The following is a 23,294-nucleotide window of genomic DNA, read 5'->3' as shown; positions in this document are numbered from 1 at the left end:
TCGCCGGGGGGCGTGCCCACCCCGCCCGGCGCGGCCCGGCCGCCCGCCCCTCCCGGTGCCGGGGCCGTCGCCCCCGCCAGGGCGGGGCGGGGAGCGGGACGCGGTCCGGCGGGACGAAGCCTCCTGCGGACCTCGGCCCCCCGCGCCGTCAGCCCGGCCGGCCTCCGTAGCCGGGCCCGCCGGGCCGCCGCACGCAGCGCCTCGAACGGCCCGCTCGGGAAGCGGCCGACGAGGACCGCCAGAACACCGATCACGGCCGCGGCCATGCCGCCGCGGGCGCCGGCGTCCAGGCCGACCAGAAGAGCCGCGGCGGCCAGGGCGCCGAGGGTGCTGTCGGCTCCCAGGACGACGACCGCGGCGAACCAGAGCAGGCCGCGCACGGGGTCGTAGGCGCCGGGGTCGAAGGCGCGCAGCCCCATGCCCAGCAGACCGCCGCCGAGGGCGGCCAGCGCGGCGCCCGAGACGAAGGCCAGCAGCTTGAGCGAGGGGACCTGCACGCCCGCCGCGGACGCGCCCGGCTCGTGGTCCCGCATGGCTGCGAGGGCCCGTCCGGTGCGGCCGGTGCGCAGCCGCCGTGCCGCCAGCAGGGCGGCCGCCAGGAGGGCCAGCTCCAGCACGTAGTAGGCGCGGTCGCCCTCGAAGCCGGACGGGCGGCCCAGAGCCAGCCCGGAGGTGGCGTACGGCTGGGCGAAGACGAACCGGCTCACCCCGACGCCCACCGCGAAGGTCGCCAGTGCCAGCGCCAGACCGTGCCGGCTGATCGCCGGCCAGCCCGTCAGCAGGCCCAGCGGCGCCACCAGGGCCACAGCCACCGCCAGAGCCGCCAGTTCCGGCAGCCGGGGCAGGCCCGGGAAGCGGCCCGCGGCCAGCAGCGCGGTGAACAGGGCGCCCAGGCCCGCGTACGCCGCTTGGCCCAGGGAGATCTGGCCGCCGCGGCCGGTGACGACCACCAGCGACAGCAGCACCACGCCCAGCGCCGGCACCTGCACCGCGGTGTGCAGGTCCTCGCCCGCCAGCCCCAGCGGCAGCAGGAACAGCACGAGGGCCACGAGCCACGCGCCGTGCGGGGCCGGCACGCGCTCCCCGCCGACGGCGCGCGGCGCCGTCCGGCCCGCGCCGACACCCGGCAGGACGAGTGCGGCGACCAGCAGCGCCACCACGAACAGGTTCGCGCCGACCGCCTGCACCAGCGGTGCCGCCCAGCCCGTCGGGTGCAGCCGCGTCAGCTGGCTCTGCGCCACCCCGATCCCCAGCGCCACCACCACCGCCACGGGCAGGCTGCGCATCCGGGCGGCCACCGCGACCGCGACCACCTCCATCACCAGCAGCGGCAGCCCGTAGGGGTCCAGACGCACGTACGGGGCCAGCAGCACCCCCGTCAGCCCCGCCGTGAACGCCCCGAACGCCCACCCGGCCGCCGCCACCCGGTCGGCGTCGATGCCGCCGAGCACGGCCAGCTGCCGGTCGTCGACGACCGCGCGCAGCTCCCGCCCGAAGCGCGTCCAGCGGATCACCGCGCCGGTGCCCGCCGCCAGCGCCAGCGCCACCGCCAGCTGACCCCACGGCTCGGCCGGCACCAGGTCGGGGGCGTCGCTGCGCGCCCCCTGCCCCCACACCAGCGCCGCCCCGCCCACCAGCAGCACGAACACCCCGATGGACGCCACCAGCGTCTGCTCCGGGGCTCCGCCCCGCACCGCCGGGGCGCGGAAGACGAGCCGTTCCAGGACCACCCCGATGCCCGGCGCGACGACCGCCAGTGTCACCACGGCCCCCAGCCACGTCGGCCAGCCCCACCCGACCACGCACTGCCGCAGCACGTAGGCGCACACCATCGCGATCGCCCCGTGCGCGAAGTTGAGCACCCCGGTCGCCCGGTACGTCACGATCAGGCCGATCCCGGTGAGCGCGGCGGCGCTGCCGACCGCGAGCCCGGCCACGGTGAGGTCGTAGGTGAGGGAGGACATCAGCCGGCTTCCTCGGCCGGATGGCAGATCGGGCACGGGCCGAGGTCGCCGCCCGCCAGCAGCTTCGCGTCCACCGGGACCGCCTCCGCCTTACCGGCCACCAGAGGGCAGTCCGCGCGGTGCCACAGCGTGCCCCCCGGCACCATCAGCTTCTCCCCGCTCACCGCGACGGGGGCGCCGGCCGTCGGCGCCCCCGTCGCGGGGCCGGCGGGCTCGGGCTCCACGAGCAGCCCGTACAGCTCCTCCACACGGGCGGCGGCGACGTGGGCGCGGCCATGGGTGAGCAGCACGGCCCCGGCGACGATCAGCGCGGCTCCGGGGATCGTGCAGGAGGCGAGATAGGGCAGCTGGCGTTCGGCGAACCGTTCGCCGGAGACGCCGTACCAGCCGATGAAGCACAGCACCCCGCCCGCCGCGAGCGCGGCCCAGCCGGCCCACAGGACGGGGTGCACGGTCCGCAGTCGGTCGGCTGTCCTCATCTCGGCTCCCGCACGTCCTCCGGCTGCCCACGCCGGCCAATGGCTTGCACTATGCCCTGAGGAAGCCGACCCTGAAAGCACCGGGCGCACCCGGCCCGGACCGACACCCGGTGGTGAGCCAGATGGTTCTCGGGATCGACCTCAGGCGGTGGAAGGCGACGACGTCCCGCGGCCCGGGGGCGGCGGGACGGGGCACGGCGTTCGCGGCCGCCCTCCTTCTCATTCTCGCCCCGGCGCTGGCGTCGTGCAGCGACGGCGGCGACGGGGGTTCGTCGTCCTCATCGCAGACGGCGAGCGCGTCGCCGTCCCTGCCCGCCGACGTCGCGGCGGCCGAGCAGCAGATCAAGGAGAACTGGCGGACGTTCTTCGACCCGAACACCTCCCTGACGGACAAGCAGGCCGTGCTGGAGAACGGCGAGCGGATGGCGCCGGTGCTCCAGGCCTTCAGCGGCGACCAGCGCGGCGGGCAGGTGCAGGCCACGGTGGAGAAGGTCGAGTTCACCTCGGCCGGACAGGCCACGGTCACCTACGACCTGACCCTGAACGGCGCCACCGTGCTGCCCGGTGCCTCCGGCACCGCCGTCGAGCAGGACGGCACCTGGAAGGTGTCCGTCAGCACCCTGTGCGCACTGGTGCAGATGAGCGGCAATGAGTCCGCCTCGCAGTCGCCGATTCCGGGCTGCTGAGGCCGTCGCCGGGGTCCTGCTGCTCGTCCTGGCCGCGGCCTGCGGCAGCAGGCTGCCGGAGAGCGACTTCGGCACCGGCACCCGCGGCCCGGCGACCGCCGCGAGCGGTGGCCCGCCGATCCCCGTCGGCATCATCACCAGTGCCACCAGCCCGGTCGGTGGGAGTGCCTTCACCGGACCGCGCGACGGTGCCCGCGCCTACTTCGACCGGCTCAACGCCCGGGGCGGGCTCGCCGGCCGCCGCGTCGAGGTGCACCTGTGCGACGACGGCGGCAGCGGCGTCGGCAACAACACCTGTGTGCACCGGCTGATCGACGAGGACAAGGTCGTGGCCCTGGTCGCCACCACCGTCCTGGACTACGCCGGTGCCCCCCGTGTCTCCCACGCGGGTGTGCCCGACGTCGGAGGTCAGCCCATCGGCGCCGCCTACGACACCTGGCCGCACCTGTACGGCATCTACGGCAGCTCCGCGCCCCGCGACGGCACCCCCGGCTGGGGCGGCACCCTCTACGGGGGCACGGAGGTGTACCGCTACTTCGCGCGCGAGCACGGTGCCCGCACCGCCGCCGTGGTGTCGTACAACCAGTCCGCCTCGGCCGCCTACGCCCGGCTCGTCGAGCGCGGGCTGAAGGCCGAGGGCTACCGGGTGGTCCCGGAGCAGGTCGACTTCGCACTGCCCAACTTCCGTGCCGTCGCGGCCGATCTGAAGGCCCGGGGCGTGGACGTCGTCTTCGACGCCATCGACACGCACGGCAACGCCCAGCTGTGCAAGGCCATGGACGAGGTCGGCGCCCGTGTCACGGCCAAGGTGACGAACGTGCAGAACTGGACGTCCACCGTCCCCGAGGACTACAAGGACGCCCCGCACTGCCGCAACACCCTGTGGGTGACCGGCTCCAGCCGCAACTACGAGGACACCGGCCAACCGGCCGTCCGCGCGTTCCGGGACGCCACCCGGGGGCTGAGCACGCACTCCCAGTGGCAGCTGGAGGGCTGGGCCGCCGCGATGTGGTTCACCGGCGCGGCCGAGTCCTGCGCCCGCGGCGCCGGCGTCACGCGCGCGTGCGTGGACGGGGTCGTGGGCCGCACCCACGGCTACACAGCCGACGGCCTGCTGCTGCCGGTCTCCTTCACGAGCCTGCCGCAACCGCCCACGACCAGCCGGACATGCCTGTCGGTGGCCCGCTGGGAGGACGGCAAGGGCTGGGTGACCCAGGGCGACATGAACCGCACCTGCTTCGACGTGCCGCAACTGCCGTACCGGCCGTGAACCGGTCGTGGGGCCGGCCCCGGGCGGGCCCGGAGCGCGTCCGTCCGGGCGGGCAACCGGGCAGCCGGAGCGGTCAGGACGGCTCGCCGGACGACGGGCGCGGGACCGGCCCGGGCGGCGGGATGGCTGCCGCGAGCTCCGGATGGTGCAGGTCGAACGCCGGGGACTCGCTGCGGATCCGCGGCAGCGTGAGGAAGTTGTGCCGCGGCGGCGGGCAGGAGGTCGCCCACTCCAGGGAGCGGCCGTAGCCCCACGGGTCGTCCGTCCCGACCTGCTCGCCGTAGCGCGAGGTCCTCCACACGTTGTACAGGAACGGCAGCGTGGACAGGCCGAGCAGGAACGCACCGATCGTCGACACCGTGTTCAGGGCGGTGAAGCCGTCGGCGGCCAGATAGTCCGGGTAGCGGCGCGGCATGCCCTCCGCGCCCAGCCAGTGCTGCACGAGGAACGTCGTGTGGAAGCCGACGAACAGCGTCCAGAACTGGATCCTGCCCAGCCGTTCGTCGAGCATCCGCCCGGTGAACTTCGGCCACCAGAAGTACAGCCCGCCGAAGAACGCGAACACGACCGTGCCGAACACGACGTAGTGGAAGTGCGCCACCACGAAGTAGGAGTCGGTGACGTGGAAGTCCAGTGGCGGCGAGGCCAGGATCACCCCGGTGAGCCCGCCGAACAGGAAGGTCACCAGGAAGCCTGCGGCCCACAGCATCGGCGTCTCGAAGGACAGCGAGCCCCTCATCATCGTGCCGGTCCAGTTGAAGAACTTCACCCCCGTCGGCACCGCGATCAGGAAGCTGACGAAGGAGAAGAACGGCAGCAGCACGGCGCCGGTGGCGAACATGTGGTGCGCCCACACCACCACCGACAGGCCGGTGATCGCGATCGTCGCGCCGATCAGCGTCAGGTAGCCGAAGACCGGCTTGCGGCTGAAGACCGGGATGATCTCGGTGATGATGCCGAAGAACGGCAGGGCGATGATGTACACCTCCGGATGCCCGAAGAACCAGAACAGGTGCTGCCACAACAGCGCCCCGCCGTTCGCCGCGTCGAAGACCCGGGAGCCGAACCGCCGGTCCGCCTCCAGCACCAGCAGTGCCGCCGCCAGCACCGGGAAGGCCAACAGGACCAGGACCGAGGTCAGCAACGTGTTCCAGGTGAACACCGGCATCCGGAACATCGTCATGCCGGGCGCGCGCATGCCGACGATCGTGGTGATGAAGTTGACCGCACCGAGGATGGTGCCGAAGCCCGCCAGCGCCAGCCCCATGATCCACAGGTCGGCCCCCACTCCGGGCGAGTGCTGCGCGCTGTTGAGCGGCGCGTAGGCGAACCAGCCGAAGGCGGCCGGCCCGCCCGGAACGAGCAGCGAGCCGAGCACGATCAGCCCGCCGAACAGGAACAGCCAGTACGAGAGCATGTTCAGCCGCGGGAAGGCGACGTCGGGGGAGCCGATCTGGAGCGGCATCAGCTCGTTGGCGAAGCCTGCGAAGCTCGGCGTCGCGAACAGCAGCAGCATGATCGTGCCGTGCAGCGTGAACAACTGGTTGAACCGCTCGTTGTCCACGATCTGGAGCCCCGGCCGGGCCAGCTCCGCCCGCATCAGCAGCGCCATCGCACCACCGATCAGGAAGAACGCGAACGACGTGATCAGGTAGAGGTGCCCGATCTTCTTGTGGTCGGTGGTGGTCAGCCACTCGACGATCACCCGGCCGCGGCGCCGGGCCGCAGGTCCCGGATGCGCCGCCGCCGTCACGGTCTGGGTGCCCATCGCTTGCTCGCCCCTTCGCTCGTCGTGTCCCGGGTTCGCCGCAGGGCCCGCGCCGCACGCGGCACGGACGTCCGCCATGGTGCGAGCACCACCGCCTCACCCGGCAAGACGCGTACCGGCCGGTTGTGCCGGGCCGTGCATTCCCCGTGCGGGACCCGCTCCGGCGGGTCGTGCGCAAGGGAAAAGGGAAACCCGTTCGGAGGGTGTTCCCGCGGTGCTTTCCGGTCCGTCGGCACATGGTTCCGGAAGACCCGCGGAAATTGCGTTCGAATACCTGCGGAAGGCCCGGAAATTCACCCGGGCCCGTGACGCAGCGCACCCGAGACGCCTGTCGGGATCCCGTGACAGAAGCGTGACCGGAGTGATCCATCGCACGTGATCGGGTTCCGGGGGCGCCGGGCAGCGCCTAGCGTGGGGACATGGCTTCCCTTCCCACTCCGCCGGCGGAACCCCAGGACAGCCCCGACGGATACGTCGGCCTCCGGGCCGCACAGGCCGAGCGGCTCGCCCGGGAGCGGGGGTGGTCGACGGTGCGCTCGCTGCCGCCGGGGTCGATCATCACCCTGGAGTACCGCGTGGGGCGGCTGAACTTCGAGGTCGCGGAGGACCGGGTCGTGCGCGCCTGGAAGGGCTGAACCTCCGGTCCGGCCCGCCCCGGAGGGATACGACGCGGGACCCGGCGGTCCGCGGACGGGGCCCTCCGGCTTCGGGGTGGTGGGGCGTGCGTACCGCGCCCCGCCGGCCCGCCGCGGCCGTCAACCGCCGTTCGCCAGGGGGCGGGCAGCCGGGGCCGCCGTACCACGTGGCAGGCGCTCCGTGTGCGGCGGGCGGCGGCTTCCCGACGGGGTGACCGGGGTGCGTTCCGAGCGGGTCGTGTGCGGGCCCGGGGCCAGATAGGCGGGCGCCCGCGGGTGCCGGGCCGCCGCGGGCGTCTCCCGGGCCGCCGTCGCCTCGTCCTGGACGGCCGTCGGGCGCGGCCTGAGCAGCGCCGGGGTGGTGACCGGCGCAACGGGAGCCGGAGCCGGAGCCGTGGCGGGGGCGGCACGGCGGGCGCGCCGGCGGTCGCGCAGGTCCAGGATCCAGACCTCGGCGCGGGCGATCAGCGGTTCGAACCAGGGCAGGGCGAGCAGGATCAGCAGGCCCGCGGCCCAGCCGAGCAGCACGTCGCTGAGCCAGTGCGTACCCAGGTAGACGGTGGACATGCCGACGCCGAGGGCGGTCACCGCGGACAGGGCCGACAGCCAGCGCCGGGCTCTGGGGGTGGAGGCCAGGTAGGCCAGGATTCCCCAGGTCACCACGGCGTTGGCGGTGTGGCCGCTGGGGAATATATCGCCGCCGAGGCCCATCTCGTTCGACCCGATGAGGGTCGCGTAGTGCGGCCCGAGCCGGCCCATGCCCAGCTTGGCCGCGCCGACCGTGACGTTGAGCAGCAACAGGGAGGCGCCCAGGGTGAGCAGCGGGCGCAGCGTGTGCTGCCGCCAGGACCGCCAGCCCAGCCATGCCGCCACCATCACGGCGGTGGGGCCGCGCTGGCCGAGGACGACGTAGTAGTCCACGAACCAGTGGATCTGCGACCACTGCTGGTAGGGCCGGAAGAACATGACCTGCCAGTCCAGCCGGACCAGCCACGAGGTCGTCACGACGAGCCACACGATGGCCAGGTAGAAGGCCAGGGTCGCGCCGAACAGGGCGGCCCTGTGCCGTGTCATGCGCGGTACATCGATGTGGGTCGGCCGCTCGGGCTCCCGGTCGAGCCGGGCGAAGAGCCAGTCCCAACGGCCCGCCTTTGGTTCAGTACGCACGTCAATCGACGTTACAGCGAGTGAGCTGTGCATCGGATCCGACCGGCGGCTTCGTGATGTCCACGTGATGTGTGATTGATCGCAGTTTCACTGTTATTCACCGCGTGGCCTGCTGGTTCTCGCATACGGCCGATTAATCTCACCGCGACTCACCCGTGTGGGGTTGTTGCGCCTTTCGGAATATGTTCGCCCCCGGCTCGCGGGGGAATTGCGCGGTCGCCCCACCGGCCCTCTCCGGCCGCCCCGGCACCCGCTGTGCACCCACCGCACGCCGCCCGTTCATGTGTCTGGTGTCACACGCCCGCGGATGTGGCGCAACAGACAGCTCAGCCCCGTCCTGCATGGACTCGCGTACCCTGACGACTCGCCCGCATGCGCGCCCGCCCCGGAGCGGAGCCGCACGCCGCGTGGCCGGCGAGAGCGAGGGATCACTGGGAGGTACGTACATGTCCGGGACGACCACGGCCGCCGCCGCGCTGCGCCGTCGGGCGGCCGGGGCCGGTGCCAACCGCTGGGTCGTCCTCGTGGTGCTGTGCGTCAGCCTGCTCCTGGTCGCCGTGGACGCCACCGTGCTGCACGTGGCGGTGCCCGCCGTCAGCGAGGACCTCAGGCCCGGCGCCATGGAGCTGCTCTGGATCGTCGACACCTATCCGCTCGTCTGCGCCTCGCTGCTGATCCTGTTCGGCACGCTCGGCGACAAGGTGGGCCGCAGACGGATCCTGCTGCTCGGGTACGGCATCTTCGGCGTCGCCTCCGCGCTGGCCGCCTTCGCGCCCGACGCGCAGGTACTCATCGCGGCGAGGGCGCTGCTGGGCGTCGGCGGGGCCATGATCATGCCCGCCACGCTGTCGATCCTGCGGCAGGTGTTCCCCGACCGGCGCGAGCGGGCGCTGGCGATCGGCCTGTGGAGCGCGGTGGCCGCGGTCGGCGCCGCGGTCGGGCCGCTGCTCGGCGGGTTCCTCCTGGAACACTTCTGGTGGGGAGCGGTCTTCCTCGTCAACATCCCGCTGATGGTGGTGAGCCTGCCGGTGGGCCGCCTGCTGCTGCCGGAGTCGACCGGCGACGGCGAGGGGCCCTGGGACGTGGTCGGCGCGCTCATGGCCGCGGCCGGTCTGTTCGGTCTGGTGTTCGGTGTGAAGCGTCTCGGTGGCGGTGAGCCGGTGCTCGGTGCCCCGACACTGCTGCCGCTGCTGGGGGGCGCGGCGCTGCTGGCGCTGTTCGTGCGCCGCCAGCGCGGGCGCCGGCATCCGCTGGTCGACCTCAGGATGTTCGCGCGGCCGGTGTTCAGTACGTCCGTCGGGTGCATCGTGCTGGCGATGCTCGCGCTCGTGGGCCTGGAGCTGATCGCGGCACAGTACCTCCAGCTCGTGCTGGGGCTGTCACCGCTGCAGACGGGGTTGCGGCTGCTGCCGCTGACCTTCGCGGCGATGGCGGCCGGTCTGGCAGGGGCGCAGATGCTGCGGCGGTTCGGGCCGCGCCGGATGGTGTGCGCCGGGTTCTGCCTGACGGCCGCCGCGGTGGCGACGCTGACCGCGATGGGCGCCGCCGACAATCCCGGCCTGCTGCTCCTCGGGTTCGTGCTGCTCGGGTTCGGGCTGGAGACGACGCTGTTCGGGGCGTACGAGTCGATGCTGAGCGAGGCGCCGCCGGAGCAGGCGGGCGGGGCCGCGGCCATCGGGGAGACCTCGTACCAGCTCGGCGCGGGGATCGGGATCGCGCTGCTGGGCAGCGTGATGAACGCCGCGTACGCGCCGGGGCCCGCGTCCGTGCCGGGAATCGACGCGGCGGACGCGGCGGCGGCGGGCCATTCGCTGGGCGAGGCCTACGAGGTCTCCGGGCGGCTGGGCGGGTCCGCGGGTGCCGCCCTGCGCCGGGCGGCGCGGGATTCGTTCGTGCACGGGCTGCACGTCACCCTGCTGGTGAGCGCCGGCCTGCTGCTGGTGGGCGCTGCCATCGCGCTGCGGCTGCCGAGGGTGATGCAGTGCGCGGAGGTCTCGGTGCCCGCACCCCGGGGTGTGGAGGAGAGGCCCAGCATCTCCGTGTGAGGCCGGGGCCGGCGTGCCGTGCGGGCCTGCGGGAGCGCCGCGGTGTGGACCGGGCCCGCCCCTGCGGCGTACTGGACGTGCGGGACACCGCCCCGTAACGTCGGCCCCGAATTCGTGACTAGCGGCGCTAGTTTTAGAGCGCGTGTCGGAGGGTGTCCCATGTCCGCGTCCTCGAAGTTGCCCCCGTTCGACCCCGCCGACCCCCTCGGCATCGACGATCTGCTGGAACCGGAGGACCTGGCCGTCCGGGACACCGTCCGCAGCTGGGCGGCGGACCGGGTGCTGCCCCACGTCGCCGAGTGGTACGAGAAGGGCGAGTTGCCGGCCATCCGGGAGCTCGCCCGGGAGCTCGGCGGGATCGGTGCGCTCGGGATGTCGCTCCGGGGCTACGGGTGCGCGGGTGCCTCCGCCGTGCAGTACGGGCTCGCCTGCCTGGAGCTGGAGGCCGCCGACTCCGGCATCCGCTCCCTGGTCTCCGTCCAGGGTTCGCTGGCGATGTACGCTGTCCACCGCTTCGGCAGCGAGGAGCAGAAGCAGGCCTGGCTGCCGCGCATGGCCGCCGGTGAGGTCATCGGCTGCTTCGGGCTGACCGAGCCCGACCACGGTTCCGACCCCGCCGCCATGCGCACCCACGCCAAGCGGGACGGGGGCGACTGGGTCCTCAACGGGCGCAAGATGTGGATCACCAACGGGTCGGTCGCCGGGGTGGCCGTGGTCTGGGCGCAGACCGACGACGGCATCCGCGGCTTCGTCGTGCCGGCCGACAGCCCCGGCTTCTCCGCCCCCGAGATCAGGCACAAGTGGTCCCTGCGGGCGTCGGTCACCAGCGAACTCGTGCTCGACGACGTACGGTTGCCCGCCGACGCCGTACTGCCGGAGGTCACCGGGCTGCGCGGGCCGCTCAGCTGCCTGTCCCATGCGCGGTACGGGATCGTGTGGGGCGCGATGGGGGCCGCGCGGTCCTGTTTCGAGTCGGCGCTCGCCTACGCCGGCTCACGCGAGCAGTTCGGTCGGCCCATCGGCGGCTTCCAGCTCACCCAGGCCAAGCTGGCCGACATGGCGGTCGAACTGCACAAGGGGATCCTGCTCGCCCATCACCTCGGGCGGCGCATGGACGCCGGCCGCCTGCGTCCCGAGCAGGTCAGCTTCGGCAAGCTCAACAACGTGCGGGAGGCGATCGAGATCTGCCGCACGGCCCGTACGATCCTCGGCGCCAACGGCATTTCGCTCGAATACCCGGTGATGCGGCACGCGACCAACCTCGAGTCGGTCCTCACCTACGAGGGCACCGTCGAGATGCACCAGCTGGTGCTGGGCAAGGCGCTCACCGGACTCGACGCGTTCCGGTAGGCGCTGCCGGCCCCTGGGGGGAGGCAGGACCGGTGAGCGGCCCTGCCTCAGCTCTGGTTGAAGAAGCCGTCCGTGCGGTGTGCGGCCGGCTCGCCGTTGATGATCTCCGTGTCGGCCGGGGTCAGCAGGAACACGCGGTTGGAGACGCGGTCGATGGAGCCCCGCAGGCCGAAGATGAGCCCCGCCGCGAAGTCGACGACCCGCTTGGCGTCGGCGGGCTCCATGGCGGTGAGGTTCATGATGACCGGCACCCCGTCGCGGAACAGCTCGCCGATGGCGCGGGCGTCCCGGAAGCTGTCCGGGGTGACCGTGCCGATCCGGCGGCCCTTCTCCTCGGCCGTGTCCGTGGCGACCTTCACCCGGGGGTCGGTGACCCAGGCGTCCCCGGAGCCGGTCCCCTCGGAGTAGTCGTCGTCGTAGTAACGCTCGTCATCGTTGTCGTCGACGAGGCCAAGCCAGGCACTCGCCTTGCGCACCGATCCCATGGACGCCTCCTCTCACAGCGGTCTTTCTTGCTTTCCGCATCCCTATGGTCATCCATGATGCGGATGGCGCGCCAAGTGGATAGACGCCGCGCGGGGGGTTTGTGACGGTACTGGTGCACAGCGAATCCGTCGAGAGCCCGTGTCTCCCAAGGGCCGCGCCCCGAACGGCTGCTGACTGTGAGTGAAATATGATTCTTCGCGGCGTCCGGGTGACGGTCGGTGCGTCCGGGTGAACGTCGCACCGCCGGGGCGGTGCGATCATCGGCCGATACGATGCGGCGGCAATGTCTCCAGGGCGACGGGGGTTGTCGTGTTCGGAATGGTCAGGCCGTGCCGGCACCGGCTCGGTGAGAGGTTCACCGCCGCGTGGGCGGCGCATCTGTGCGGTCTGTGTCTCGCCCTGCGCAAGGACCACGGACAGTTCGCGCGCATCGTGACGAACTACGACGGGCTTCTCCTCTCGGTTCTGACGGAGGCTCAAGCCGGCCGCACCCCCGCCGCGCGCCGCACGGCGGGACCGTGTCCGTTGCGGGGCATGCGCACCGCGTCCGTCGCGCAGGGCGAGGGAGCACGGCTGGCGGCAGCCGTGTCGCTGCTCCTCGCCTCGGCCAAGGTGCGCGACCACGTCGCCGACGGGGACGGGCTGCTGGCCCGCCGGTCGGTGGCTCGCGCCGCTCGCCGGGTCGCCGCCGGCTGGGGGCGGGCCGGGGAGCGCGGCGGCCTCGCCGTCGGGTTCGACACCGCGATCCTCGTCGACGCGGTGGACCGGCAGCTCGGTCTGGAGGCGCTCGCCGGGACCGGCACGCCGATCCTGACCGTCACCGAACCCACCGAGACCGCCACCGCCGCGGCGTTCGCGCACACCGCCGTCCTCGCGGGCCGCCCGGGCAACGCCGCACCGCTCGCGGAGGCCGGGCGCCTGTTCGGCCGCCTCGCCCATCTGCTGGACGCCGTGGAGGACCGGGCGGCCGATGCCGCGTGCGGCGCCTGGAACCCGCTGACCGCCACCGGCACCTCCCCGGCCGAGGCGCGGCGCCTGGCCGGGGACGCCCTGCACGGCATCCGGCTCGCGCTGAAGGACGTCGAGTTCGCCGACGCCGGCCTCGCCCATCTGCTCCTCGTCCACGAGCTGCGCCGGTCGGTGGACCGGGCCTTCGGCACCGCACCTGCCTGCGCCTCGCACCGGCCGGGGCCGGGCGGGGCACCGGGGTGGCAACCCGGGCCCCATGGGGCGCCGGGACCGTACGGGCCGTCAGGTGCGCAGCCCGGGGTGCCGCGGCAGCCGCCCGGTGGGAACCCGTACGCCGGAGACCCGTACGCCGGGGGAGCCGTTCCCCCGCAGGGCGGCTTCCCCGGTGGCGGCGGTGGCGGCGGTGGGTTCGGCGGTTTCGGCGACGGTCCCGCCCCTCGGCAGCCCGAGGGGCGACGCGGGTTCTGGGCGGGCTGCGGGATGTTCTGGCTGCTGTGCTGCACGTGCAAGCTGTGCTGCGCCGAGCAGTACGAGGGCCCCTGGTCGCGCAAGAAGCGCGAGGGGTGCTGCCGCGACTGTGACTGCGGTGACTGCGACTGCTGCCCCTGCGACTGCTGATGGGCCGGACCGGCCGCCACCCGGCCGGTCCCCTGCGGCATGAGTGTCTGCTGGTCAGGTCCGGCAAATCTCGCTGGGGGAAAGACAGTTGAATGCTGAAACACGGCCGAAAGGCGCCTTGTGCCGACCGGCCGTTCGGCCGAATACTCCCCCTCAGTGCTTGCCAGGGGCACCCCGGCTCCGTAATCCGGACCGGGGTGCCCCTGGCTGCGCCTCACGGGCCCCGACCCCACGCGGGCCCCCGAATTCCCTTGGAGGGAACGAAAAGTGAGGATCAAGCGCACCACTCCCCACACCGGCATATCGAGACGGTCCCGGCTGATCGCCGTCTCCACCGGTCTCGTGGCCGCCGCCGCGATCGCGGTCCCCAGCGCGAACGCGGCAGACGACTCCGCCTTCAGTGCCGCGCAGCTGACCAGGGTGAGCGACTCGGTACTGAAGGCCGACATCCCGGGCACCGCCTGGGCCGTCGACAGCAGGACCAACCGGGTCGTCGTCACCGTCGACAGCACGGTCTCCCCGTCCGAGATCGCGACCCTCGAGAAGCGGGCCGGCGGCGCCTCCGGCGCGCTCACGATCAAGCGGACCCCGGGCACGTTCGACAAGCTGCTCTCCGGCGGGGACGCCATCTACACCAGCAGCTGGCGCTGCTCGCTGGGCTTCAATGTCCGGGACTCCAGTGGGAACTCCTACTACCTGACCGCCGGGCACTGCACCGACGGCGCGGGCTACTGGTACAACTCCTCCGGCAGCACGCTCGGCTACACCGCCGGGTCCTCCTTCCCCGGCAACGACTACGGCATCGTCCGCTACACGGACAGCTCGGTGCCCAAGCCGGGCACAGTGGGCAGCGTGGACATCACCAGGGCCGCCACTCCGTCGGTCGGTACCACCGTCTACCGCCGCGGCTCGACCACCGGCACCCACAGCGGCCGGGTCACCGCCCTCAACGCGACGGTCAACTACGGCGGCGGCGACATCGTCCACGGACTGATCCAGACCACGGTCTGCGCGGAGCCGGGCGACTCCGGCGGTCCGCTGTACTCCAACAGCGGCATCGCCTACGGTCTGACCTCCGGTGGCAGCGGCGACTGCTCCTCCGGCGGTACGACCTTCTTCCAGCCGGTCACCGAGGCGCTGAGCGCCTACGGCGTCCACGTCTACTGACAGGCGTCCCGGCATCCCGCACGGACCGGTCCGCAGCCGGCAGCACAGGAGCCCCCGCCCGGTGGGGGCTCCTGTGCTGTCCGGGGGCGAAGGCGCCGCCGGGCGGCCCGCGGCGGAACGTACCCGAGGTGGGCGGGGCGGGACGTGCGCGTACCGGAGCAGGGACCTTGGTCCCTGTGGATGGGGCCGTTCTCGGCCCGGCCGCCGCCCGCCGGGGGTGTCGAATGGAGCCGTCGGCGAAGGCTCAGGGTGAAGGAGGCCTGCCATGCAGGTCGATGAACGGCAGGTCGAAGAGCGGCAGGTCGAAGAACGGGTGGACGCGTTGGTGGAGGGCGCCCTCAAGGCGCTGGACCGGTTCGAGGACCTCGACCAGGAGCGGATCGACCGCATCGTCCAGAAGGCGTCCCTCGCGGCCCTCGCCGCCCACGGCGAGCTGGCCCGGCTCGCGGTCGAGGAGACCGGCCGGGGCCTGTTCGAGGACAAGGCCGTCAAGAACATCTTCGCCTGCGAGCACGTCACCCACTCGATGCGCGGCCTGCGCACCGTCGGCGTCGTACGCCGCGACGAGTTGACCGGTGTCACCGAGATCGCCGAGCCGGTCGGCGTGGTCTGCGCGATGACCCCGGTGACGAACCCGACCTCGACCACCGTCTTCAAGGCGCTGATCGCCCTGAAGACCCGCAATCCGATCGTCTTCGCCTTCCACCCGAACGCCCAGGCATGCTCGGCCGAGGCCGCCCGCATCGTCCGGGACGCGGCCGTCGCGGCCGGCGCCCCCGAGGGGTGCGTGCAGTGGATCGAGGAGCCGTCGATGGAGGCGACCCGGCGGCTGATGCACCACCCGGGCGTGTCCACCATCCTCGCCACCGGAGGCAACGCGATGGTGCGGGCCGCCTACTCGTGCGGCAAGCCCGCGCTCGGCGTCGGCGCCGGCAACGTGCCCGCGTACGTCGCCGCGGACGCCGACCTCGCCCGGGCGGTCCACGACATCGTGCTGTCCAAGGCCTTCGACCACGGCATGATCTGTGCCTCCGAACAGGCGGTCGTCCTCGACCACACCGTCTACGAGGCCGGCCTGGCCGAGATGCGGCGGCTCGGCGCCCATGTCGTCACCGCCGCCGAGAAGGCGAAGCTGGAGCAGTTCCTGTTCGGCGTCGGTGCGCAGGGCACCAACTGCGGGGAGGCGAAGCTGAACTCGGCGGTCGTCGGCCGGTCCGCCGCCTGGATCGCCGAACAAGCCGGGTTCACGGTGCCCGAGTCCACCTCGGTGCTCGTCGCCGAGTGCGCGGAAGTCGGCGAGCGCGAGCCGCTGACCCGGGAGAAGCTCTCCCCGGTGCTGGCCGCGCTGAAGGCCGGGTCGGTCGAGGAGGGGCTGGAACTGTCCGTCCGCATGGTCGAGTTCGACGGACTCGGGCACTCGGCCGCGATCCACACCGAGGACGAGCAGTTGACCGAGGAGTTCGGCCGGCGGGTCAAGGCGGTCCGGATCATCGTCAACGCCCCCGCGAGCCTGGGCGGGATAGGCGACGTCTACAACGCCTTCCTGCCCTCACTCACCCTCGGTTGCGGGTCGTACGGCCACAACTCGGTGTCGGACAACATCTCCGCGGTCAACCTCCTCAACATCAAGCGGATCGGGCGGCGCAACAACACCATGCAGTGGTACAAGGTGCCGCCGAAGATCTACTTCGAGAAGGGCGCGCTGCGCTACCTCAAGGCGATGCCGGGCATGCACCGCGTCACCCTCGTCACCGACCGCACCATGGAGCAGCTGGGCTTCGTCCGCCGGGTCACCGAGATCCTCAACTCCCGCGAGGAGCCGGTCACCCTCCAGGTCATCGCCAACGTCGAGCCCAACCCGGAGCTGGCCACCGTGCGGGCGGGTGCCGCCACCATGCGGGAGTTCGAGCCCGACACCATCATCGCGCTCGGCGGCGGCTCCCCGATGGACGCGGCGAAGGTGATGTGGCTGATGTACGAGCGCCCGGAGGTGGAGTTCGCGGACACGAGGGAGAAGTTCTTCGACATCCGCAAGCGGGCCTACACGTTCCCGCAGCTGGGGGAGAAGGCCAGGCTGGTGGCCGTCCCGACCACCTCGGGCACCGGTTCGGAGGTCACCCCGTTCGCCGTGATCTCCGACCCGGCCGCCGCCCAGAAGTACCCCCTCGCGGACTACGCGCTCACCCCGCACGTCGCGATCGTCGACCCGGTCCTCGCGATGGACCTCCCGCCGGCGGTCACCGCCGACTCCGGCTTCGACGCCCTGACCCACGCCACCGAGGCGTACGTCTCCGTCTACGCCTCCGACTTCACCGACGGGCAGTGCCTCCAGGCGATCCGGCTGATCTTCGAGAACCTGGAGGCCTGCGTGAAGGAGGGCGCGAAGGCCCCGCGGGCGAGGGAAAGGATGCACAACGCCTCGACCGTCGCGGGGATGGCCTTCGCCAACTCCTTCCTCGGCATGGTCCACGCCATGGCCCACACCCTCGGCAACACCTTCCACGTCGCCCACGGCCGCACCAACGCCCTGCTGCTGCCGCACGTCATCCGGCACAACGGCACGGTCACCCACAAGGCGACCCCCTGGCCGAAGGCCGAGACCTACCGTGCGCCCGAGCGCTACCAGGACATCGCGCGCATGCTGGGCCTGCCGGCGGCCACTCCCGAGGAGGGCGTGGAGTCGTACGCCCGGGCGGTGGAGGAACTGCGGGAGCGCTGCGGCATCCCGGCCTCCTTCCAGGAGGCGGGGGTCGACGAGCGGGCCTTCCTGGCGGCCCTCCCGCAGCAGGCGATGAACGCCTACGCCGACCAGTGCGCGCCCGCCAACCCGCGGATGCCGATGCTGGAGGACATGGAGGAGCTGATGCGGAAGGCGTACTACGGCGCCTGAGTGGCAGGACGGTCCGCCCGGACCGGGTGCTCCGGCGCCCGGCCGGGCGGACCGGTTGCCCCGGCCGGGCGCCGGGGCCGCTTGCGGGGCCTTCGCGCCCCGCCCTACGGTGCCGGCAGCGGCTCCTCCCGGCGTCTCCTGCGCAGCTCCGCCGCCAGCAGGGTGAGCACGATTCCGCCCGCGGCCCAGGCGGACAGCACGAGCAGGGCGGAGGTCGTGTCGTTGCCGTCGAAGTACGCGATCGAGCGGGCGGCCCAGGTGCCGGCCCCCGGCGGCAGGGCCGGGCCGATCGCCTTCCAGAACGGCGGCAGCATCGGCAGCGGGAAGGCACCGCCCGCGCTCGGGTTGCCCGCGATCACCACGAGCAGGATCGCCAGGCCGATGCCGACGATGCCGAAGAGGCCCTGGAGGGCGAGGGTGGCGGCGCCGACGGCGAAGGTGATCAGTGCGCCGAGCCCCCACAGCGCGGCGACGCTGCCGGGCAGGGCGCCCAGGATCGGCCCGACGACGACCGCGCCGCCCAGTCCGCCGACGATCGACACCAGCGCCATCGCTCCCAGCCGGATCAGCGCGCGGCGCGGGTTGGCGGGCCGGGCGCCGGCGCTGATCGCGAGGATCGAGGCGCACAGGTAGCCGCCCACGCACCAGCCCACGACCAGGTAGAAGGACGACAGCCCGTCGAAGTCCTGGGGGGAGGCCGGGGCCACGTCGACGACCCGCACCGAGCGCTGCTGGGTCTTCTCCAGGGTGGTGATCAGTGTCTCCAGGGTGGTGGCGAGGACGGTGCCGCCGCCGGAGGCGACCAGCAGGGTGTCGGTGGTGCGGGCCGGGTCGACCACCAGGGCGCCGTCGATGTCCCGGTTCATGATCTGGTCCCGCGCCGTCTCCTCGTCGGCCACCACGCGCGGGTCCAGCGGGGAGCCGGGCAGCCGGTCCAGGCGGGTCACCGCCTGCCGGGCCACGGCCTGCGGGACGGCGGCGACGCCGAAGGGCACGTCCTTGGGCCGCGGGTCGTGCAGGGCACCGACGTACGAGGCGATGAAGAGCAGCTGGAGGGCGATCACGCCGATGACCAGCAGCGTGGCCCGCGGGGTGACGGCGTCCTTCACCTCACCGAGGAAGGTGGTCTGTGTCATGTCCTCACAGTCCGGGGCGGCGGACGTTTTCGCAGGTGGGAGGCGCCCGAACGGTTGTCGTACATATGTTCGAGAATTGGTCTATGGTGGGGGTGAGTGATGTGGGAACGGGTGTTCGATAGCGGGAGGTGTGGATGCCGGGCTTCACGCATCTGCACACCGTCTCCGGGTTCTCCCTGCGCCACGGCGCCTCGCATCCGGAGCGGCTGGCCGAGCGCGCCTCCGAACGCGGCATGGACGCCCTCGCCCTCACCGATCGCGACACCCTCGCGGGTGCGGTCCGCTTCGCCAAGGCATGCGCCGCGGCGGGCGTGCGCCCGCTGTTCGGGGCGGACCTGGCGGTGGCGCCGTCGCCCGGGCCCGTCCGCGGGGACGAGTCCGTGCGCCGGGAGAGGCGGCGCGCCCCCGTGCGCGGCGGTGCCTTCGTCGACGAGTCGTCACCCCGCGCCGTCTTCCTGGCCCGCGACGGCGCCCGCGGCTGGGCCGGCCTGTGCCGGATCGTCACAGCGGCGCACACCGGCGCCGGCACCCCGCTGCTGACCTGGTCCGACAACCACGCCGACGGCCTCACCGTGCTCCTCGGCCCCGATTCCGACGTCGGTCGCGCCCTCGCCGCCGGTCGCCCCGACCGGGCCGCGAGACTCCTCGCCCCCTGGCGTGAGGCGTACGGCGACGCCCTGCGCCTGGAGGCCGTCTGGCATGGCCGCACGGGCACCGGCCCCGGCTCCCTGCGGCTGGCCGCTCGCACCGTCGGCTTCGCCGCCGAACAGGGCGTCCGCCCGGTGCTCGGCAACGCCGTCCGCTACGCCGACCCCGGCATGGGGTCGGTCGCCGACGTCCTGGACGCCGCCCGCCGCCTGGTCCCCGTCGACCCGAGGCGGGGGCTGGACTCCGGCGAGGCCTGGCTCAAGGGCGCGGACGCCATGTTCCGGGCGGCCGAGCGGATCGTCGAGTCCGCCGGCTTCCGGCGCGAGGCCGCCCACCGGCTGCTGGAGCAGACCCAGGCGACGGCCGCCGAGTGTCTCGTCGACCCCGAGGACGACCTCGGTATGGGCTCCGTCCACTTCCCCGAGCCGCACCTGGCCGGCGCGGGCCGCCGCACCGCCCAGCGGGCGCTGGCCTCACGGGCGGCGGCGGGAATGGTGCGCAAGGGGTACGCCGGCCGGCGTGCGTACTGGGAGCGGATGCACCACGAGCTGGACATCATCGCCCACCACGGCTTCGCCTCCTACTTCCTGACGGTGGCCCGCATCGTGGACGACGTGCGGGACATGGGTATCAGGGTCGCCGCGCGCGGCTCCGGCGCCGGCTCCCTCGTCAACCACCTCCTGGGCATCGCGCACGCCGATCCGGTCGAGCACCGGCTGCTGATGGAGCGTTTCCTGTCCAAGGAACGCGTCGTCCTGCCCGACATCGACATCGACGTGGAGTCCGCGCGCCGCCTGGAGGTCTACCACGCGATCATCGGCCGCTTCGGCGCCGAGCGGGTCGCCACGGTCGCGATGCCGGAGACCTACCGCGTCCGGCACGCCGTCCGTGACGTCGGCGCCGCCCTGTCCCTGGACCCGGCCGACATCGACCGCATCGCCAAGTCCTTCCCGCACATCCGCGCCCGCGACGCCCGCGCGGCCCTCGACGAACTGCCCGAGCTGAGGCGGCTGGCCGGGGAGCGGGAGAGGTACGGCAGGCTGTGGGAGCTGGTCGAGGCCCTCGACGCACTCCCGCGCGGCGTGGCCATGCACCCGTGCGGGGTGCTCCTGTCCGACGCCTCCCTGCTGTCCCGTACGCCGGTCATGCCGACCAGGGGCGAGGGCTTTCCCATGTCGCAGTTCGACAAGGACGACGTGGAGGACCTCGGGCTGCTCAAGCTGGACGTGCTCGGGGTGCGGATGCAGTCGGCGATGGCGCACGCCGTCGCCGAGGTGGCGCGGACCACGGGCGAGCGGATCGACCTGGACGCGCTGCCGCCGGACGACCCGGCGGTGTACCGCCTCGTCCGCTCCGCCGAGACGCTGGGCTGCTTCCAGATCGAGTCGCCGGGGCAGCGCGATCTGGTCGGGCGGCTCCAGCCGGCCACGTTCCACGACCTGGTCGTGGACATCTCGCTGTTCCGGCCGGGTCCGGTCGCCGCCGACATGGTGCGGCCGTTCATCGAGGCGCGGCACGGGCGGGCGCCGATCCGCTGTCCGCACCCCGACCTGGAGGGGCCGCTGCGGGAGACGTACGGCGTCGTCGTCTTCCACGAGCAGATCATCGACATCGTCGCCATCATGACCGGCTGCGGGCGCGGCGAGGCCGACCGGGTGCGGCGCGGGCTGTCCGACCCCGAGTCGCAGGGGCGCATCCGGGTCTGGTTCGCGCAGCGGGCGGCTGCGGGAGGGTACGACGCGGAGACGATCCGGCGGGCCTGGGAGATCGTCGAGGCGTTCGGCAGCTACGGTTTCTGCAAGGCGCACGCGGTCGCCTTCGCCGTCCCCACCTACCAGTCGGCGTGGCTGAAGGCGCACCACCCGGCCGCCTTCTACGCCGGGCTGCTCACCCACGACCCCGGCATGTACCCCAAGCGGCTGCTGCTGGCGGACGCGCGGCGGCGCGGGGTGCCGGTCCTGCCGTTGGACGTGAACCGGTCGGGAGCCACCCACCGTATCGAACTGGTGTCCGAACAGGCCGGTGTGCGGGCCGGAGTCTGGGGGCTCCGGCTCGCGCTCCTCGACGTGCACGGCATCAGCGAGGCCGAGGCGAAGCGGATCGCGGACGGGCAGCCGTACGCCTCCCTGCTCGACTTCTGGGAGCGGGCGCGGCCGAGCCGCCCGCTGGCCGGGCGGCTCGCGCAGGTGGGTGCGCTGGACGCCTTCGGCGCCAACCGCCGCGATCTGCAACTGCACCTGACCGAGCTGCACCGGGGAGCCCGCAGCGGCGGAGGCGGCCAGCTGCCGTTGGCGGGCGGCCGGGAGACCGCCCCGGCCGGGCTGCCCGACCTCTCCGACGCGGAGAGGCTCAGCGCCGAGCTGGGCGTGCTGTCCATGGACGCCTCGCGCAACCTGATGGACGATCACCGCGCGTTCCTGCGTGAGCTGGGCGTGGTGTCCGCGCGGCGTCTGCGCGAGGCGCGGCACGGTGAGACGGTACTGGTCGCGGGGGCCAAGGCGGCCACCCAGACGCCGCCGATCCGCTCCGGTAAGCGGGTCATCTTCTCCACCCTGGACGACGGCACGGGCCTGGTCGACCTCGCCTTCTTCGACGACTCGCACGACGCCTGCGCCCACACCGTCTTCCACTCCTGGCTGCTGCTGGTGCGCGGGGTGGTGCAGCGGCGCGGCCCGCGCAGCCTGAGCGTGGTGGGCTCTGCCGCCTGGAACCTCGCCGAACTGGCCGAACTGCGTGCCCGGGGCGGGCTCGACCAGGTGGCGGCCCGACTGGCGGAGTCGCCCGGCACCGCCGGCGACGGCCCCGCGCCGGCGGACGGCGACGGTCCGGAGCGGGCCCGTCCGGGCGGTTCGGGCGGACATCCGGAGCCGGCCTCCGAGGCCCCCGATCCGGCGGAGGAACGCAGGATCAGGATGCCCACGGGGTACGAGATGCACCCCTGGGCGGACCTGCGTCCCGCGGGCGAAGGGCCCGCGGTGGGAAGGAAACTGTGGCACCAGAGCCCGGGGAGTGCGGGATGACCATCCTCTGCGTACGTTTCCAGCTGCCGTCGGCGCGGGAGGCGGCCCTGCCCGAACTCCTGGGGTTGCTGGAGGACTTCACCCCGGTCGTCGAGGCGCTGCCGCCCGACGGGGCACTGGCCGATCTGCGGGGCGCCGAACGCTACTTCGGATGCAGCGCGGTCGAACTGGCCTCGGTGATCAGGGTGCGCGCCCTCGCCCATCACGGCGTGGACTGCGTGATCGGAGCCGGGCCGGGCCCGGTGCTGGCCCGTGTCGCGCTGCGCGCCGCCCGGCCCGGGGCGACCTGCGTGGTGCCCGAGGACGCGGTGGCGGAGTTCCTCGCCGACAGGCCCGTCACCGCGCTCCCCGGCGTGGGGGCGGCCACCGCCCGCATCCTGTGCGAGTACGGCCTCGACACCCTCGGCAGGGTCGCCGCCGCGCCGTTGTCCACGCTCCAGCGCCTGGTCGGCGCCAGGGCCGGCCGCGAACTGCGCGAGAAGGCGAACGGCGTCGACCGCGGCCGGGTCGTGCCGAACGCCGTCGCGTGCTCGCTCGCCACCGAACGCTCCTTCGGCCGCGACGAGCTGGACCCCGACCGGCACCGCGGGGCGCTGCTGTCGGCCGCCGAGGAGCTCGGCTCCCGGTTGCGCGCCGTGGACAAGGTCTGCCGCAGTCTGACCCTCACCGTGCGCTACGCCGGCCTCCCCCGGTCGCGAACAGGTGGCGCCCCGCCCTCGACCACGCGCAGCCGCACCCTGAAGGAGCCGACCGCGCACTCGGCGGACCTGGCGAGGGCGGCGTACGGCATGTACGACGCGCTCGGCCTGCAGCGTGCCCGGGTTCGCGCTCTCGCCCTGCGCGCCGAGGGCCTGACCTCCGCCGACCAGGCCTCCCACCAGCTCACCTTCGACCCCGCGGACGACAGGGCCCGCCGCATCGAGGAGGTCGCGGACCGCGCGCGGGCGAAGTTCGGGCCACGGGCGGTGATGCCGGGCAGGCTGGCCGCGTAGCGCC

General features: G+C 73.2%; 16 protein-coding genes. 10 read left to right on the top strand and 6 right to left on the bottom strand.

Annotated features, from left to right (window positions below):
* Both I3F54_RS29460 and I3F54_RS29455 read right to left on the bottom strand, forming a co-directional pair.
* On the bottom strand, nt 1-1,964 hold a 1,964-nt coding region (locus I3F54_RS29460; protein ID WP_240121981.1), incomplete at its 3' end, for an ABC transporter permease.
* Complete coding sequence (locus I3F54_RS29455; protein ID WP_240121980.1) at nt 1,964-2,443, bottom strand: hypothetical protein; 480 nt, start codon at nt 2,441-2,443, stop codon at nt 1,964-1,966. The genes I3F54_RS29455 and I3F54_RS29460, both read right to left, overlap by 1 nt.
* 122 nt (nt 2,444-2,565) lie before the next feature.
* On the opposite strand from I3F54_RS29455, the gene I3F54_RS29450 reads away from it, so the two are divergent.
* Both I3F54_RS29450 and I3F54_RS29445 read left to right on the top strand, forming a co-directional pair.
* Nucleotides 2,566-3,129, top strand: coding sequence for a hypothetical protein (locus I3F54_RS29450; protein WP_240121979.1), 564 nt, complete (start codon nt 2,566-2,568; stop codon nt 3,127-3,129).
* Complete coding sequence (locus tag I3F54_RS29445; protein ID WP_240121978.1) at nt 3,092-4,399, top strand: ABC transporter substrate-binding protein; 1,308 nt, start codon at nt 3,092-3,094, stop codon at nt 4,397-4,399. The genes I3F54_RS29450 and I3F54_RS29445 overlap by 38 nt, the downstream gene beginning before the upstream one ends.
* A 73-nt stretch (nt 4,400-4,472) precedes the next feature.
* Here I3F54_RS29445 and ctaD read toward each other — a convergent pair whose 3' ends face one another.
* Nucleotides 4,473-6,167: a cytochrome c oxidase subunit I gene (ctaD, locus tag I3F54_RS29440; protein WP_240121977.1), complete on the bottom strand. Its 1,695-nt coding sequence runs from the start codon at nt 6,165-6,167 to the stop codon at nt 4,473-4,475.
* 419 nt (nt 6,168-6,586) lie between these two features.
* On the opposite strand from ctaD, the gene I3F54_RS29435 reads away from it, so the two are divergent.
* Entirely contained in the window at nt 6,587-6,802 is a 216-nt protein-coding gene (locus I3F54_RS29435) for an I78 family peptidase inhibitor (protein WP_240121976.1), read from the top strand.
* Nucleotides 6,803-6,922: 120 nt separating this feature from the next.
* On the opposite strand, the gene I3F54_RS29430 is transcribed toward I3F54_RS29435, so the two are convergent.
* Nucleotides 6,923-7,969 (bottom strand): phosphatase PAP2 family protein, encoded by a 1,047-nt coding sequence (locus tag I3F54_RS29430; protein WP_240121975.1) that lies wholly within the window; start codon nt 7,967-7,969, stop codon nt 6,923-6,925.
* 446 nt (nt 7,970-8,415) lie between these two features.
* On the opposite strand from I3F54_RS29430, the gene I3F54_RS29425 reads away from it, so the two are divergent.
* Nucleotides 8,416-10,014, top strand: a complete 1,599-nt coding sequence (locus tag I3F54_RS29425) for an MFS transporter (protein ID WP_240121974.1) — start codon at nt 8,416-8,418, stop codon at nt 10,012-10,014.
* Between the two features lie 159 nt (nt 10,015-10,173).
* Nucleotides 10,174-11,364, top strand: a complete 1,191-nt coding sequence (locus I3F54_RS29420; protein WP_240121973.1) for an acyl-CoA dehydrogenase family protein — start codon at nt 10,174-10,176, stop codon at nt 11,362-11,364.
* Between the two features lie 47 nt (nt 11,365-11,411).
* Here the strand turns inward: I3F54_RS29420 and I3F54_RS29415 are convergent, their stop codons facing one another.
* Nucleotides 11,412-11,849: a cell division protein SepF gene (locus I3F54_RS29415; RefSeq protein WP_240121972.1), complete on the bottom strand. Its 438-nt coding sequence runs from the start codon at nt 11,847-11,849 to the stop codon at nt 11,412-11,414.
* A gap of 310 nt (nt 11,850-12,159) precedes the next feature.
* Between I3F54_RS29415 and I3F54_RS29410 the strand changes: the two genes are divergently transcribed.
* From I3F54_RS29410 to adhE, 3 genes are all read left to right on the top strand, one after another.
* The gene (locus tag I3F54_RS29410; protein ID WP_240121971.1) at nt 12,160-13,437 is read left to right on the top strand and encodes a DUF3824 domain-containing protein; all 1,278 of its coding nucleotides are present in this window, start codon (nt 12,160-12,162) and stop codon (nt 13,435-13,437) included.
* 267 nt (nt 13,438-13,704) lie between these two features.
* Complete coding sequence (locus I3F54_RS29405) at nt 13,705-14,604, top strand: S1 family peptidase (RefSeq protein WP_240121970.1); 900 nt, start codon at nt 13,705-13,707, stop codon at nt 14,602-14,604.
* 265 nt (nt 14,605-14,869) lie between these two features.
* Complete coding sequence (adhE, locus tag I3F54_RS29400; RefSeq protein WP_240121969.1) at nt 14,870-17,494, top strand: bifunctional acetaldehyde-CoA/alcohol dehydrogenase; 2,625 nt, start codon at nt 14,870-14,872, stop codon at nt 17,492-17,494.
* Between the two features lie 104 nt (nt 17,495-17,598).
* Here the strand turns inward: adhE and I3F54_RS29395 are convergent, their stop codons facing one another.
* Nucleotides 17,599-18,630: a DUF3533 domain-containing protein gene (locus tag I3F54_RS29395; protein ID WP_240121968.1), complete on the bottom strand. Its 1,032-nt coding sequence runs from the start codon at nt 18,628-18,630 to the stop codon at nt 17,599-17,601.
* Nucleotides 18,631-18,764: 134 nt separating this feature from the next.
* Here I3F54_RS29395 and I3F54_RS29390 point away from each other — a divergent pair, with 134 nt between their 5' ends.
* Together I3F54_RS29390 and I3F54_RS29385 are read left to right on the top strand one after the other, a co-directional pair.
* The gene (locus I3F54_RS29390) at nt 18,765-22,298 is read left to right on the top strand and encodes a DNA polymerase III subunit alpha (protein WP_240121967.1); all 3,534 of its coding nucleotides are present in this window, start codon (nt 18,765-18,767) and stop codon (nt 22,296-22,298) included.
* Nucleotides 22,295-23,290 carry a hypothetical protein gene (locus I3F54_RS29385; protein WP_240121966.1) on the top strand — a complete coding sequence of 332 codons (996 nt, stop codon included), beginning with the start codon at nt 22,295-22,297 and terminating at the stop codon, nt 23,288-23,290. Before I3F54_RS29390 ends, I3F54_RS29385 begins: the two co-directional genes overlap by 4 nt.
* The last annotated feature ends 4 nt before the right edge of the window (nt 23,291-23,294 follow it).

Source organism: Streptomyces sp. MUM 2J (assembly GCF_022414535.1).
GTDB lineage: Bacteria > Actinomycetota > Actinomycetes > Streptomycetales > Streptomycetaceae > Streptomyces.
Note: the sequence above shows the minus strand (reverse complement) of the source record. Positions and strands in the feature narration are given on the sequence as shown.